This is a genomic window from Actinophytocola sp., from assembly GCF_036555685.1.
Taxonomy (GTDB): domain Bacteria; phylum Actinomycetota; class Actinomycetes; order Mycobacteriales; family Pseudonocardiaceae; genus Actinophytocola.
In genome coordinates, this window is record NZ_DATBKY010000281.1 from 1 (window position 1) to 13096 (window position 13096).

The following is a 13096-nucleotide window of genomic DNA, read 5'->3' on the forward strand; positions in this document are numbered from 1 at the left end:
CCCCGGCCGCCCCGACGAGGCCTGGATGCAGGCGGCAGACGTCATCGTGGCGCGCCACCGGTCCCGGCTGCGAGCCAGGCGGTGGGCCGGCCGGGTTCGTCGGCGCTATCCCGGTTGCAGCGTGGCGCTCGGCTGGCACCCCACGGGTCGGTGGTGCGTCGTCGCCGTCGCCGGGCTGCCACGGGCCGCCGGCACGGACGACGAGCTGGCGGCGCTGGGGCGGGCGGTATTCGCCGCCTGGGCACATTGGCAGGTCAGACGCCGGCTGCGGGCGGGCCGAGCGGTGGACCGCTCATGAGCCGCGTTGCCGTGGCCGGCGTGGTGAACGTGCGGCTGGCACACGCGGTCGAGCGGTTCCCGGTGCCCTTCGCGTCGTCACAGCACCGCCTCGGTGCGCTGTCGGTGCGGTTGTCCGGCACCGGCTGGACCAATGCGACGACGCTGCGCGCCCTCGGTTCGGAGGTCGTGTTCGCCACGTATGTCGGCTCGGACGCGCTGGGCCTCGTGGCCACCCACGGCCTGCGAGCGCGCGGCTGGTACGGAGCGACCACCCTGGTGTGCGAGGAGCAGCCGCGCGCCCTCGTGCTCTACGACCTCGACGGGGCCCGGGCGGGCACGACCGACCTCCGCTCGGTCCGCCATCTCAGCTACCCGCCCGAGGTCTTCGCCGCCGCGCTCGACGAGTGGCGCCCGGACGTGGCGATGCTCAACTGCACGCAGTTCACCGAGCCGCTGCTGGCGGTCGCGATCGCCCGCGTGGTGCCGATCGCGACCGACGTGCACCGCGTCACCGACGCGAACACACCGGGCAAGCAGGAGTGGATGCGGTCGGCCACGATCCTGGCGTGCTCACACGAGCAGCTGCCGCACGGCCCGTACGCGTGGATCGAAGCGGTGTGGCGACGTTTCGGCACGCCGCTGACGCTCGTCGGCTGCGGCCCGGAGGGGGCACTCGTCGGCGTGGGCACGGACCGGGCGGTGTGGCATGTCGGCCCGGCGACGCCGCGCGGTGTGCGGTACACGAGCGGCGCGGGCGACACGCTGCTCGCGGCTTTCGTACACCACGACGCGCTCGCGGATCCGGTGATGGCCGCGCGGTACGCCGTGCTTGCGGCCGGGTGGAAGGTGGGCGGCGGCCCGGAGGAGGAGTTCGCCCTGTCCGGCGCGGAACTCGCCGGGCTCGGCGATGCGCACGGCCTGCCGGTCGCCCGGCGGTTGTGCTAGCTACTCCACATCCGGATCCGGCCGGGCGGGCCGGCCGAGCAGCTGGTCCGCCCGGGTCCGATGTTCCCAGGCACGGCCCGGGTCGTCCGTCGCGTCGTACAGGTCGGCGAACGCTTCGTGCACTCGGCCCAGCTGGTGGTCGGACCCGAACGCGGCGAGCGTCTCGGCCGCGTCGTCGAGGAGCCGGCTCGCGGCCGCATGGTCGTCCAGCCGGTTGTAGGCGCGAGCGAGGGGGATCGTGGCGCGGGCGGCGTTGAACGGGTCCGGCGGGTGCATCGCCAGCAGGATCGTGCGCGCCTCGGCCAGCGGAGAAGCAGCTTCCGCAGGGCGGCCGGCGTCGAGAAGTGTCTCGCCCAACTCGATCAAGGCCAGGCCTGTCGATCTCCTCCGGCCCAGGTCGCGCAGGATTGCCACCGACTCGCGCAGGGACGTAACCGCCTCGTCGCGGCGGCCCTGCCGGGACTGCAACCGGGCGAAGAGCTTCAGCCCGCTCGCCCGGCCACGCCGGTCCCCCGATCGCTCGGTCCGCTCCAGCACCTCGTCGATGTGCGGCCGGGCGCGGGCGAGCTCGCCCAGGTCGACGAGCACGCGGGCGAGCCGGCGGCGCATGCCGTGCTGAGCCGCGAGATCAGCCATGGCGACCGCGGCGCGCAGCGCGAGCTCGTCGACCTCGACCGCCTCGCGATGGTGGCGGTGCACGATGAAGAGCGGCTGCATGGCGTCGCCGAGGGCGTACGCCAGCTCGGGTAGATCGCGGTCGACGGCGAGGCCGACCAGCGCGGCTAGGTCCTGCCGGTGCCGGTCGAGCCAGTCGAGCGAGCGCGTGCTGGCGGGCGGGAGCTCGTACCGGGTGCCGGCGGCGGGCTCGAACGGCAGCACACGCCGCGACGGCAGGACCGCGGCACCGGCCTCACGCGCCACGTACAGATGCCACTCGAGGATCGTGCGCAGCAGCCTCTCGCGGGTGGTCGCATCCGCCCGGTGCTCCGCTTCGGCACGAGCGTGCGCGTGGACGAGGTCGTGACACAGGTAGACCTCGTCGTCGATCTCCTGCAACAAGCTGGCGTCGACCAGCTCGTCGAGTGCGTGGCGGGCCCGGCCGAGCCCGGCCCGGGTCGTGGCGACGATGAGCTCGGTGCAGACCAGCCGCCCCGGGTGCACGCCGATCGAGACGTACGCGGCTGCCGCATCCGGCGAGAGGGCGCGCACGGACAGGTCCAGCGTCGCCCGCACGGACAGGTCATCGTCCATCGTCAGCACGTCCAGTCGCTTGCGGTCGTCGCGCAGGTCCGTCACGAGCTTCGCCACGGGGCGGTGCGGGCGCAGGACGAGCTGGGCGGCGGCCACGCACAACGCGATCGGCAACCCGGCGCACAACCTGACCAGCGCTTCGACCGAGGATCGGTCGGCCGCCAGCCGGTCGGCGCCGACGTGCCGGGCGAGCAAGTCGACCGCACTGCCGTCGTCGAGCGGCTCGACCGGCAGGACCTCGGCGCCGTCGGTGAGCAGCCCGGCGAGCGGGTGCCGGCTGGTCACGAGCACGACCCCGGCCGGCGAGGCGGGCAGCAGCGCCTTGACCTGTGCGGCGGACACCGCGTCGTCGAGCAACAGCGCGAGCGCGCGGCCGGCGCTCACCGAGCGGAAGAGCGTCACCCGCTCCGCGAGCCCGGGCGGCACCCTTTCGGGCGCGACGCCGAGCGCGCGGAGGAACCCACCGAGCACGTCCTCGATGGCGACCGGCTCGCCCGTCGGCAGGGTCAGCTTGGCGTGGAGCTGGCCGTCCGGGAACCTGTCCCGAGCCGAGTCGAGCCAGCGCAACGCGAGGGCGGACTTGCCGACCCCGCCGGGTCCCTTCAAGACGAGGATCGCGGGTGTCCGGTTGCGACCGCGCGTCTTGGCGTCCAGGACGGACAGTTCACGTGTCCGGTTCGCGAAGTGGACCGGAGGCGGCGGCAACTGGCGCGGCACCACCTGCTCGCCGGGTGATAATCGCTCGCCGCCGGCCCCCCGGGAGTCGAACGGTCTCGGCCCCGACTGCTCCACGCACCCACCCCAAAGTGCCGTCCACGCAACGTGACCTCCCATTATACGCTAGGTCACTCTGCGCTGGTCAGGCTCATTTGACGGCATGCGTGAAGGGTGGCCGCTGGGCGAGGGGACACGCGATCGCAGGACGGGTGAATGTGCAGCGCATCGTTCGATCGAGTGATGCAACTCAAGCTATGTCTCTACTGAGACCACAAAACACCGAGGATAGCCACACGAAGGCGGAGCAACGACGGTAACCCACACGAACCAACGGTTGTCCACTTGGGCATGATCACCCAGGTGAGCAGATTCACCCAAGCCGCTCGTCGGCTGTGGACGGTGGCGATCGCCCACCCGAAGGTGACAATGCTGGTGTTCGGCTACACCGTCGCGCTACCAGCGGTCTTCGCCGTCGCGAAGTGGTATCCCATGATGTGAGGCAGACTTAGATCTCGCCAGGTCGGCGCGCACACCCACAGCACAGTGGACGACCGGTGGCGCGTCGGCGGCCTAGGCTCGCCCGACTACCCGCAACGGCGTCGTCGCGTGCGATGCGCGCAAACGGCCTCGAAGCCGCAAAGGCCCTGTCGAAATCCGACAGGGCCTTTGCGATTCGTTTGCGAGCGGAACGGCCTACTTTGCGCCGCCCTTCAGCCATTCCTTCCAGGGGATCTGCCAGTCGCCCAGGCCGTCCCAGGACTCCAGGCGTGGGCCGCCGCTGTGCTTGACCACCACGAGGTCGCCCTTGTTCGAGATGCTCTGCAGCCAGGCGGCGTTCTCCGTGGACATGTTGATGCAGCCGTGGCTCACGTTGCGGTAGCCCTGGTCGCCCACCGACCACGGGGCCGAGTGGTAGAAGACCCCGCTGTTGGAGATGCGGGTCGCCACCGCGATCAGCGTGCGGTAGCCGCCCGGTGCGTCCGCCGGCACGCCGTACGTGCTCGAGTCCATCGTGTAGTTCGTGTGCTCGCTCATCACGACGTAGGTGCCGAACGGCGTCTCGTGACCGGGCTTGCCCATCGAGATCGGGATCTTGCGGGCGACCTTGCCGTTGACGTTCACGATCATCTGGTGCGTGCCGCCGTCGGCGACCGCCACGACCGCCCGGCCGATGTTGACGTTCGCGGTCCGGTCGTCGTTGCCGAACACGCCGTTGCCGAAGTCCTTGCCGTAGATCGACGCCTTGACCGACACCTTCGTGCCCGCCGGCCAGTACTTCTGCGGCCGCCAGTGCACCTCGCTGTCGCTGAACCAGTAGAACGCGCCGTCCACGTGCGGGGTCGAGGAGATCTGGATGGCCTTCTCCGCGGCCGCCTTGTTCGTGATGTCGACGTCGAAGTAGAACGCGAGCGGCTGGCCCACACCCACCGTCTGCCCGTCGAGCGGGTTCATCGACAGGTCGGCCTTCAGGCGCGGCTCGACCGTGGTGAACGACGACCGCAGCGTGGCCGGCTTGCCGTCCTTGTTGACCCCGGTCGCCACGGCGCTGTACGTGCGGCCGTACCCGAGCGGCTCGGCGACCTGCCAGGTGGAGGCGTCCGGCGAGAGCCTGCCCTTGACCGGCTCGCCGTTGTCGTTGGTCAGCACGACCTTGGTCAGCTTGCCGTCGAGCGCGGCGACCGTGATCGGCGCGCCGGGCGCGACGTTGGCCGCCTTGTTCTTCGGCGTGATCATCAGCTTGACGGGCTCCGGCGGCGGCGCTGACTTCGTCGACGTGCGATCGTCCTGTTTGCCCCGATCGTCCTGCGGTTGGGCCGCCTCGCTGCTGCTGCACGCAGTCGCCACCAGGACGGTGACCCCGAGCACCGCCGCAAAGATCATCCGTCCCCGAGGCGCACGCCACGCCCGTCCCGCCATCTGAACCCCGTCCCGATCCGCTCCGACGCTTTGACGTCGATCTCCCTATAGTGTGCCGGATGACACTGACGGTGTGTACACGGACTGTCAGGTGTGTACGAAGGGGAATCCGGTTTCGGGAGCCGTCGCGGCCCGTGCTACGGTTTCGCCGTCGCGTTGGAGACCTCCTCCGCACGCGCCGCTAGCTCAACTGGCAGAGCAGCTGGCTCTTAACCAGCGGGTTCGGGGTTCGAGTCCCTGGCGGCGTACCACCAAACCGCAGGTCAGCGCCTTGCTGACCTGCGGTTTCGTGTATGTGGGCTACTGCCGGAGGGCGTTCGGCGGCCCGGCGGCCGGCTGAACCGCCAGGTCAGCCGCCGCTGCCATACGGGCGCGTGATGATCTCCATGTTGTGGCCGTTCGGGTCCTCGAAGTAGACGCCGCGGCCGCCGTCCCGGGTGTTGATCCGGCCAGGCTGATGGTGGCCAGGATCAGCCCAATGGGTGACACCCTGCGCCTGGATCCGGCCGAAGATCTGGTCGAACTCGTCCTCGCTGACCAGGAACGCGTAGTGCTGGGACTGCACCTCGCCGTCGTAGTCGCTGTAGTCCAGCGTGATGTCGTTACTGACCTCGACCATGTAGAAGTGACCCCAGTGCTTCGGGCTGGGCAGGTCGAACAGGCCGGCGAGGAAGTTCGCCGACGCCCGGCCGTCCTTCGCCCACACGATGGTGTGGTTCAGCTGAATAGCCATGCTGGCTCCATCCTCCAGGCCACCAAAACAAGGCGACCGGTCGGTTTTGAAAGTTCCACCATACGCTATTAGGCAGCTTCGGGCGAGGTCGCCGCCGCTTCCGCGTCGTAGCCGAACAGCCATGCCCGCTGCCGCAGCCCGAAGTCCGCGCGCATCCGCTCATCCCGTTCGCGCTGCTCGGCGCCGTCCTCGACATGGTGGTCGCGCTCGTTGTCCTGGATGAACCGGTGCACCTGCTCGGTGCGCGGCCGCCGAACGGCCTCGTACCGGCGCAGCGCGGCCGGCACCGTCGCGGCGCTCGCTCCCGCCAGGCAGGCGGCCAGCGCCAGCGCGTCCTCGATGCCCTGGCTCGCGCCCTGCGCGCCGAACGGCAGCATCGGGTGCGCGGCGTCGCCGATCAGCATCAGCCGCGCCGAGCTCCACCGGGGCACCGCCGGCCGGTCGTAGAGCGCCCAGCGGATCACCGACTCCGGGGCGCCGAGCACCGACCGCACAACCGGGTTCCACCCGTCGTAGGCGGTCAACAGGTCCGCCGTGGCGGCGCCGGCCGACCACGACTCCGCGCGCCAGTCGCCGGCCGCGGTGCTGGCCGCGAAGCTGACCAGCCGGCCGGCGGAGATCGGGTAGCACACGCAGTGCTGGCCCGGCCCCATCCAGATGAGCACCTTGCCCTCGGCGACCAGCGCCGGCAGCTCGGCGGCGTCGACCACCCCCCGGAACACCGCCTGGCCGGAGAACCGTGGCTGGTCGGCCAGCAGGTGGCCGCGGATCGCCGAGCGGATGCCGTCCGCGCCGATCACCAGGTCGGCGTCCACGGTGGCCCCGTCGGCGAAGGTCAGCCGCACGGTGTCGGCCAGCTCGGTCACCCCGACACAGCGCCGGTCGAGCACGACCGTGCCCGGCGCCAGCGCGTCCACCAGCACCTGGTGCAGGTCGGCCCGGTGCAGCGTGTAGTACGGCGCGCCGTACAGCTCCGCGCAGGCCGCACCGAGCGTGGTCTTCGTGAGCACCTGGTCGTCGTCCCACCGGCGCACCTCGATGGCCTGCGGGCGAACCGCCACCCGGTCCAGCGCGGCGCCGAGGCCGAGCCGGTGCAGCAGCCGGGAACCGTTGGGGGACAGCTGGATCCCAGCGCCCACTTCGGACAGTTCCGGGGCCTGCTCGAACACCTGGCAGGCCAGCCCGGCGCGGGCCAGCGCCGCGGCCGCGGCGAGCCCGGCGATGCCCGCGCCGACCACCACGATCCGCGGCCGTTCGCTCGTCATCCCGATCTCCTCGCTAACGGTTCAGTGGTGGCGCAGGGCTCAGCCGGGCGGGGCGAAGAAGTACGACTCCCGGTAGGTGAACCTGTTGTCCGCGTCGAAGGTGAAGAAGTCGGCGAACCGGACCTCGATCTCCGTCCCGTCCGGGAGGGTCGCGTGGAAGACGCCGCGCACAGCCGCCTCGTCGCCGGTCACCAGGACCGGGGACAGCACATGCTCTGCCTTGGTGAACGGTGGGCCGGAGCGGTAGAACGCGCCGATCGCGGCCGCGCCCAGCAGCGGGTCCTGGCCGGGGCGGTGGTACTCGGCGTCGTCGGCGAACAGCGCGATGGCCGCGTCGATGTCGTTGTCGTCGACGAGTTGGTAGATGGCGCGGACTCGCTGGGCGCGGTCGGCGCTGCTGTCGGTGCCCACGGCGGGGAATACCTCCTGCTCGTTGTCGGTCGGGTTCACGGCGTCAGCACCATCCGGAACCGCGCTTCGTTGGACATCATTCGGTCGTAGGCGTCCTGAGCCGCCTCCAGCGGCCGGGTCTCCACCATCGGCCGGATACCGGCCAGGGCGCTGAACCGCAGGGCGTCCGCGGAGTCCGCGGCGGTGCCGGACGGGTGGCCGACGATGGTCGCCGCCGTGCCGATCAGCACGCCGACCGGCACTTCGATCGGCTCCATGGAACCGCCCAGCACGATCAGGGTTCCGCGCTTGGCCAGGCCCGGCAGGGCCGCACCGATGGCCGGGCTGCTCGTCGCGGTGGCCAGCACCACGCGCGCACCGCCCAATGTGGACAACGCCTTCCCGACGTCCTCCGCCTCGCTGTCCACGACATGGTGCGCGCCGAGTTCGGTGGCCAGCTCGCCCTTCTCCGACCCGCGGGAGACCGCCACCGTCTCGAACCCCATCTTCGCGGCGAACTGCACACCCAGGTGGCCAAGACCGCCGAGACCCAGCACCGCGACCAGGTCACCGGACCGCGCCGGGCTCCGGCGCAACGCGTTGTAGGTCGTCACCCCGGCGCACAGCAGCGGAGCCGCCTGCACCGCGGAGAGCCCGTCCGGCACCTCGACCAGCGCCTCGGCCGGGGCGACGAGCATCTCGGCGTAGCCGCCGTCGTACGTCATCCCCGGCGTGCGCAGGTTGTCGCAGGTGATGAAGTCGCCGGCGCGACAGGACGCGCAGCGCCGGCAGGAACCGCCGAACCAACCGAGCCCGACTCGCGCGCCCTCCCGCACCCCGGTGACCCCGGGACCCAGCTCGTCGACCACGCCGACCACCTCGTGGCCGGGCACCACCGGATAGTTCGTGGCCCCACCCATGGTGGCGAACATGTCGCTGTGGCAGACACCGCAGGCCTCGACCTTGATCCGCACCTCGCCGGCGCCGGGCCGGGGCGGTTCCCGCCGCACGACCCGCATCGGCGCACCCGGCGCGGGTACCTCTACTGCTCGCATCGTCTCCATCTCCCCGACACCTGTCATGGACGCTATGGCGACGGCGGCGCTACGTGGGCCGCCGGGTGCCGGTTATGGCGACGTCGCCGAGACCGACGTACAGCCGGCCGGTCGGCTCGAACCCGACCTCGGCGAACCACTCCTCGTATTCCTTGCAGGTGTAGACCATGCCCTCACCGGAGGCGACCGTCTGGAAGTAGGCGGACAGCGCCGCCGCGATGTCCGGACCGGTCTCGTCGTCGTCCTGCACCGGGGTGACCACGATGACGCCGGCCTCCGGCTCGACCGCGCGGGCCGCCTTGGCCAGCAGGTCCTTGTTCCGTTCGATCGACCAGATCTCCAGGAAATGGCCGAAGAACACGCAGTCGCAGCCCTTGGGGAACTCGTCGTTGAACGCGTCCAGGCCGACCGCGCGGACCCGGTCGGACAGGCCCATGCCGGCGATCTTCTCGTTCGCCGCCTCGACGATCGTCGGCAGGTCCACAATGGTCACCTGCAGGTGCGGCCACCGGCGGGCGAAGTTGGTGGCGTTCACCGCGGTACCGCCGCCGACATCGAGCATGTGCGTGTACCCGGACAGATCGAGCTGGTCCACCAGCTCCGCCCCGCACAGCCGGCTGACCGAGCCCATCATGTTGTGAAACACCTGCTCCAGCTTGGGATCGCCCGCCAGCCGGCCGTACAGGGTGTCCGAGTCCCCGGCGATCTCCCTGCGCATACCGACGTTCGTGTCCTCGCGCAGCGACTCGGCGAACCACGCCATCGGCCGGTAGTTGACGTGTTGCTCCCACGGCACGAACACGCCGGGCAGGTCCTCCAGGTTCGTCGCCAGCGGCGCGGAGACCTCGGTGTTGTAGTAGCGCTCGCCGTCCTTGCGCAGCAGGCCGATCGATGTGCAGCCGAGCAGCAGGATGCGAGCCGGCTGCTCGCGCAGCCCCAGCCGGCCGGCGATCTCCACCCTGGTCAGGCCGGGCTCGGCGCCCAGCAGCGCGAACAGGCCGAACTCGAAGGCGGCGCTGAGGAACTGGAAGTTGTAGTGCGCGTAGTACAGGGATCGAAGCTGGGCCGCGGGGTCGGTGGAAGGTGCGTTCGGCGAAGACATGTATGGCCTTCCGTGTGGTTCGTTGTGGACAATGCTCAGGCTGCCGGTGGTTCCCCGTAGTGCTGGGTCGCGACTTCCACGGCCCGCTGGACGTCCTCGTTGGTGAGCCGCGGCGCCGGCTCCCCGGGCTTGGCCGGCCGGGAGATGGCGGTGAAGAACTTCTCCATCCCCCCGGGCGTGTAGATGCGGATCATCCGGGCCGGCTTGTCGGTGATGTTCTTCCAGATGTGGTGGGTGCCGCGCGGGATGAACGCGTAGTCACCCGGGTTGATCACGAACGTCTTGCCACCCGAGGTCACCTCGAACGCGCCCTCGAGCACGTAGAACGACTCGTCGGCATCGACGTGCAGGTGCGTCGGCGGCCCGTTCCCCGGCGGCACAACGGTGTTGACCACGGACAGCGAGCCACCGGTCAGCTCGGCGGTGGCCATGAAGGTGTAGCTCGACATCGGCGGGCCCTCGCCGTCCACCAGGTCGGCCGGCGGCTCCTCGGGCACCCACAAGGCGATTCCCTCGTCCGCCGGCACGTGAACGACCTGCCGCGCCGGCTCGGCCGGCACTTCGCTGCTCATGCAGCCACCTCCTCCTCGACGCGCGGGACCGATCCGGTGACCGGTCCGCTCACGCAAAGCCTTTCGTGTCCCCATTGTTGAACCTGCCGGTCAAGGATGAGTCGTGATTGGAGCTGGCCAAACAGACCGGCTGGTTTTCTGGATTGGAGCTGGACGGATTCCCGAGTTTCCGGCGCAACGCTCTGGCGGAAGACCGCCGTGTAGCGAAGGAGCTGGGTCGATGACAACGACCGAGATCGGTCCCGCTGGCTCGTCGACTCGAGCCCGCAACCCCTGGTTGGCGTTCGCCGTGCTCGCGGCGGCACAGTTCTTGATGGTGCTCGACGTCAGCGTGGTGCTAGTGGCGCTGCCCTCGGTGCAGGGCGAACTCGGCTTCAGCCAAACCGGCCTGGCCTGGGTGATGAACGCCTACATCCTCGCGTTCGGCGGCTTCCTGCTGCTGGGCGGACGCGCCGCGGACGTGTTCGGGCACCGCCGGATCCTGCTCGCCGGCATGGCGATCCTCGGCGTCACGTCGATCGCCTGCGCGGTGTCGGCCGCACCGTGGCAGCTGGTCGCGGCCCGTGGCGGTCAGGGGCTGTCCGCCGCGATCGCCTGCCCGGCCGCGATGGCCCTGGTGTTCGAGCTGTTCAGCTCGCAGGCCGACCGGAACAAGGCGCTGGCCATCTTCGGCAGTGTCGGCGGGCTGTCCGGCGCGATCGGCTCACCGTTCGGTGGCCTGCTCACCGCCGTCGGCTGGCAGTGGGTGTTCCTGTTCAACGTGCCGGCCGTAATCATCGTGGTGGTGCTGGGCATGCGGATGCTGCCGTCCCGGCGGGGCCAGGTGGCCGGCGGCATGGACGTCACCGGTTCGCTGGCGGTCACCGGCGGGCTGTGCGCACTGATCTTCGCGGTACTGCACGGCGGCAGCACCAGCTGGACCTCCGGCTCGACGCTCACCGCGTTCGTGGTGGCCGCCGCGCTGCTCGCCGCGTTCGCCGTCCGGCAGGTGCGGGCGAGCTCGCCGCTGATCCCGCGGGCGCTGTTCCGGCTGGGCAACGTGGTGGTCGGCAACATCGCCAACCTGATGACCGGTGCGCTGCTGTTCGGCATCTTCTTCGTGCTCACGCTGCACCTGCAGCAGGACCGGGGCTACGAGCCGCTGCAGGCCGCGGTCACCACGATGCCGGTCTGCCTGGCGCTGTTCCTCGGTGCGCAGGCGCTGCCCCGGGTGCTCGGCCGGATCGCGCCGGTGCCCGCGCTGGCCGGTTCGCTCGGCCTGATCGGCCTCGGCCTGGTGTGGTGGGCCAGTGCGCTGAGCGCGGACGCCAACGTGATCACCGCGTTCGTGCTGCCCGGCATGGTGTGGAGCTTCGGCACCGGCGCGTCGATCGTCGCCGGCACTGTGGTGTGCACGATGGGCGTCGACGAGACGGTCAGCGGCGCGGCCGCCGGCCTGGTGAACACCACGCTGCAGGTAGGCGGTGCGGTCGGGGTCGCGGTGTTCAGCACCATCGCGGTGAACCGGTCCGGCGCGCTGACCGCGCAGGGCAGCGACCTGCCCACCGCGCTCACCTCCGGCAACGCCTACGCCCTCGCCGGTGGCGTCGGGGTGGCGGTGCTCGGCGTGCTGATCACCCTGGTGCTGCTGCGGCGGCGGCCGGCGGCGTCGCCGGTGCCCGAGCAGGCAGCGTCCACCGCCGGTTCCTGATCCGGACCTTCCCCGCCGACCCGACCTCACGAGGAGACACGAATGTCGACGCTGTTCGAGCCGACCAAGGCCGGCAAGCTGAACCTGGCCAACCGGCTGGTCATGGCCCCGATGTCGCGCAACCGGGCCACCCCGGCCGGCGTGGTCACCCCGCTGGTCGCCGAGTACTACGCACAGCGGGCCACCGCCGGGCTGATCATCGCCGAGGCCAGCCAGCCGAGCGCGCTCGGCCAGGGCTACCCGTGCACGCCGGGCCTGTACACCGACGAACAGATCGAGGCCTGGGCCACCGTCACCGACGCGGTACACCAGCGCGGTGGGTCGATCTTCGCCCAGGTGATGCACGCCGGCCGGATCAGCCACCCGGACAACACCGGCGGGCGCACCCCGGTGGGACCGTCGGCGGTCAAGCCGGCCGGCGGGATCTTCACCCCGAACGGCTTCCAGGAGTTCGTCACGCCGCGCGAGCTGACCGTCGCCGAGATCAAGGAGATCGTGGCCGACCACGGCGCCGCCGCCCGCCGGGCGATCGAGGGCGGGTTCGACGGGATCGAACTGCACGGGCACAGCGGGTTCCTGGTGCACGAGTTCATCGGGTCCAACTCCAACCTGCGCACCGACCAGTACGGCGGGTCGGTGGCCAACCGGATCCGGCTCGCGGTGGAGATCGTCGGCGCGCTGGCCGAGGCGGCCGGACCGGAGCGGGTGAGCGTCCGGATCGGACCGGGCTTCAGCCTGAACGACGTGGTGGAGACCGACACCGAGGAGCACTACGCCGCACTGCTGTCCGAATTGGACAGCATCGGGGTGGAGTACCTGCACCTGCTGGTCGGCGACGTGGCCGGGCCGGTGCTCGCCTCGGTGCGGTCCCAGTGGGACCGGACGCTCATCGTCAACCAGGAGGGCAGTGCCGGCCGGTCGGCCACCGACGTGCTCGAGGGCGCCACCGTGGCGGTGGACAACGGTGCCGACCTGGTCTCGATCGGCGCGGCCTTCCTGGCCAACCCCGACCTGGTTCGCCGGCTGCGCATCGGTGCCGAGCTGAACACGCCGATCGTGGAGCACTTCTACGGCGGCACCGAGGTCGGCTACACCGACTACCCCGAACTGGACGCCGGGCTGGACGCTGCTGCTTGATTCACGTACCGCGGAACCGCAGGCCGACCGTGTGCCGGCCTGC

At 70.8% G+C, this 13096-nt stretch carries 13 protein-coding genes and 1 tRNA gene; 6 read left to right on the plus strand and 8 right to left on the minus strand.

The window, feature by feature from the left end:
* Window positions 1-298: hypothetical protein (locus tag VH969_RS28355; protein ID WP_331979726.1), on the plus strand; the 298-nt coding region annotated here is incomplete at its 5' end.
* On the plus strand, window positions 295-1224 hold the full coding sequence (locus VH969_RS28360) for a carbohydrate kinase family protein (protein WP_331979727.1): 930 nt from the start codon (window positions 295-297) through the stop codon (window positions 1222-1224). The genes VH969_RS28355 and VH969_RS28360, both read left to right, overlap by 4 nt.
* On the opposite strand, the gene VH969_RS28365 is transcribed toward VH969_RS28360, so the two are convergent.
* Window positions 1225-3192 carry a tetratricopeptide repeat protein gene (locus tag VH969_RS28365; RefSeq protein ID WP_331979728.1) on the minus strand — a complete coding sequence of 656 codons (1968 nt, stop codon included), beginning with the start codon at window positions 3190-3192 and terminating at the stop codon, window positions 1225-1227. It lies immediately after the preceding gene.
* A gap of 360 nt (window positions 3193-3552) precedes the next feature.
* Here VH969_RS28365 and VH969_RS28370 point away from each other — a divergent pair, with 360 nt between their 5' ends.
* Window positions 3553-3690 (plus strand): hypothetical protein, encoded by a 138-nt coding sequence (locus VH969_RS28370; protein WP_331979730.1) that lies wholly within the window; start codon window positions 3553-3555, stop codon window positions 3688-3690.
* 195 nt (window positions 3691-3885) lie between these two features.
* On the opposite strand, the gene VH969_RS28375 is transcribed toward VH969_RS28370, so the two are convergent.
* Window positions 3886-5073, minus strand: coding sequence for a L,D-transpeptidase (locus VH969_RS28375; protein ID WP_331979732.1), 1188 nt, complete (start codon window positions 5071-5073; stop codon window positions 3886-3888).
* A 211-nt stretch (window positions 5074-5284) separates the two neighbouring features.
* Here VH969_RS28375 and VH969_RS28380 point away from each other — a divergent pair.
* A tRNA-Lys gene (locus VH969_RS28380) sits at window positions 5285-5360 on the plus strand.
* Between the two features lie 98 nt (window positions 5361-5458).
* Here the strand turns inward: VH969_RS28380 and VH969_RS28385 are convergent.
* The 6 genes from VH969_RS28385 to VH969_RS28410 all read right to left on the minus strand — a co-directional run bounded on the left by VH969_RS28385 (window position 5459) and on the right by VH969_RS28410 (window position 10226).
* A complete protein-coding gene (locus tag VH969_RS28385; RefSeq protein ID WP_331979734.1) occupies window positions 5459-5842 on the minus strand; it encodes a VOC family protein in 384 nt (127 codons plus the stop codon).
* A gap of 68 nt (window positions 5843-5910) precedes the next feature.
* A complete protein-coding gene (locus tag VH969_RS28390; protein ID WP_331979736.1) occupies window positions 5911-7107 on the minus strand; it encodes an FAD-dependent monooxygenase in 1197 nt (398 codons plus the stop codon).
* A gap of 39 nt (window positions 7108-7146) precedes the next feature.
* Window positions 7147-7557, minus strand: a complete 411-nt coding sequence (locus tag VH969_RS28395) for a nuclear transport factor 2 family protein (RefSeq protein WP_331979738.1) — start codon at window positions 7555-7557, stop codon at window positions 7147-7149.
* The gene (locus VH969_RS28400; protein WP_331979740.1) at window positions 7554-8579 is read right to left on the minus strand and encodes an alcohol dehydrogenase catalytic domain-containing protein; all 1026 of its coding nucleotides are present in this window, start codon (window positions 8577-8579) and stop codon (window positions 7554-7556) included. The genes VH969_RS28395 and VH969_RS28400 overlap by 4 nt, the downstream gene beginning before the upstream one ends.
* 22 nt (window positions 8580-8601) lie before the next feature.
* On the minus strand, window positions 8602-9654 hold the full coding sequence (locus tag VH969_RS28405; protein WP_331979742.1) for a methyltransferase: 1053 nt from the start codon (window positions 9652-9654) through the stop codon (window positions 8602-8604).
* Window positions 9655-9689: 35 nt separating this feature from the next.
* Window positions 9690-10226: a cupin domain-containing protein gene (locus VH969_RS28410; RefSeq protein ID WP_331979744.1), complete on the minus strand. Its 537-nt coding sequence runs from the start codon at window positions 10224-10226 to the stop codon at window positions 9690-9692.
* A gap of 220 nt (window positions 10227-10446) precedes the next feature.
* Between VH969_RS28410 and VH969_RS28415 the strand changes: the two genes are divergently transcribed.
* Together VH969_RS28415 and VH969_RS28420 are read left to right on the plus strand one after the other, a co-directional pair.
* Window positions 10447-11916 carry an MFS transporter gene (locus VH969_RS28415; RefSeq protein ID WP_331979746.1) on the plus strand — a complete coding sequence of 490 codons (1470 nt, stop codon included), beginning with the start codon at window positions 10447-10449 and terminating at the stop codon, window positions 11914-11916.
* 42 nt (window positions 11917-11958) lie between these two features.
* Window positions 11959-13053: an alkene reductase gene (locus tag VH969_RS28420; RefSeq protein ID WP_331979748.1), complete on the plus strand. Its 1095-nt coding sequence runs from the start codon at window positions 11959-11961 to the stop codon at window positions 13051-13053.
* Window positions 13054-13096: the final 43 nt, after the last annotated feature.

Coding starts and splice junctions, on each gene's coding strand:
- VH969_RS28390 (WP_331979736.1), bottom strand. CDS start 7,107: ATGACGAGCGAACGGCCGCGGATCGTGGTGGTCGGCGCGGGCATCGCC.
- VH969_RS28415 (WP_331979746.1), top strand. CDS start 10,447: ATGACAACGACCGAGATCGGTCCCGCTGGCTCGTCGACTCGAGCCCGC.
- VH969_RS28405 (WP_331979742.1), bottom strand. CDS start 9,654: ATGTCTTCGCCGAACGCACCTTCCACCGACCCCGCGGCCCAGCTTCGA.
- VH969_RS28375 (WP_331979732.1), bottom strand. CDS start 5,073: ATGATCTTTGCGGCGGTGCTCGGGGTCACCGTCCTGGTGGCGACTGCG.
- VH969_RS28360 (WP_331979727.1), top strand. CDS start 295: ATGAGCCGCGTTGCCGTGGCCGGCGTGGTGAACGTGCGGCTGGCACAC.
- VH969_RS28400 (WP_331979740.1), bottom strand. CDS start 8,579: ATGACAGGTGTCGGGGAGATGGAGACGATGCGAGCAGTAGAGGTACCC.
- VH969_RS28410 (WP_331979744.1), bottom strand. CDS start 10,226: ATGAGCAGCGAAGTGCCGGCCGAGCCGGCGCGGCAGGTCGTTCACGTG.
- VH969_RS28385 (WP_331979734.1), bottom strand. CDS start 5,842: ATGGCTATTCAGCTGAACCACACCATCGTGTGGGCGAAGGACGGCCGG.
- VH969_RS28420 (WP_331979748.1), top strand. CDS start 11,959: ATGTCGACGCTGTTCGAGCCGACCAAGGCCGGCAAGCTGAACCTGGCC.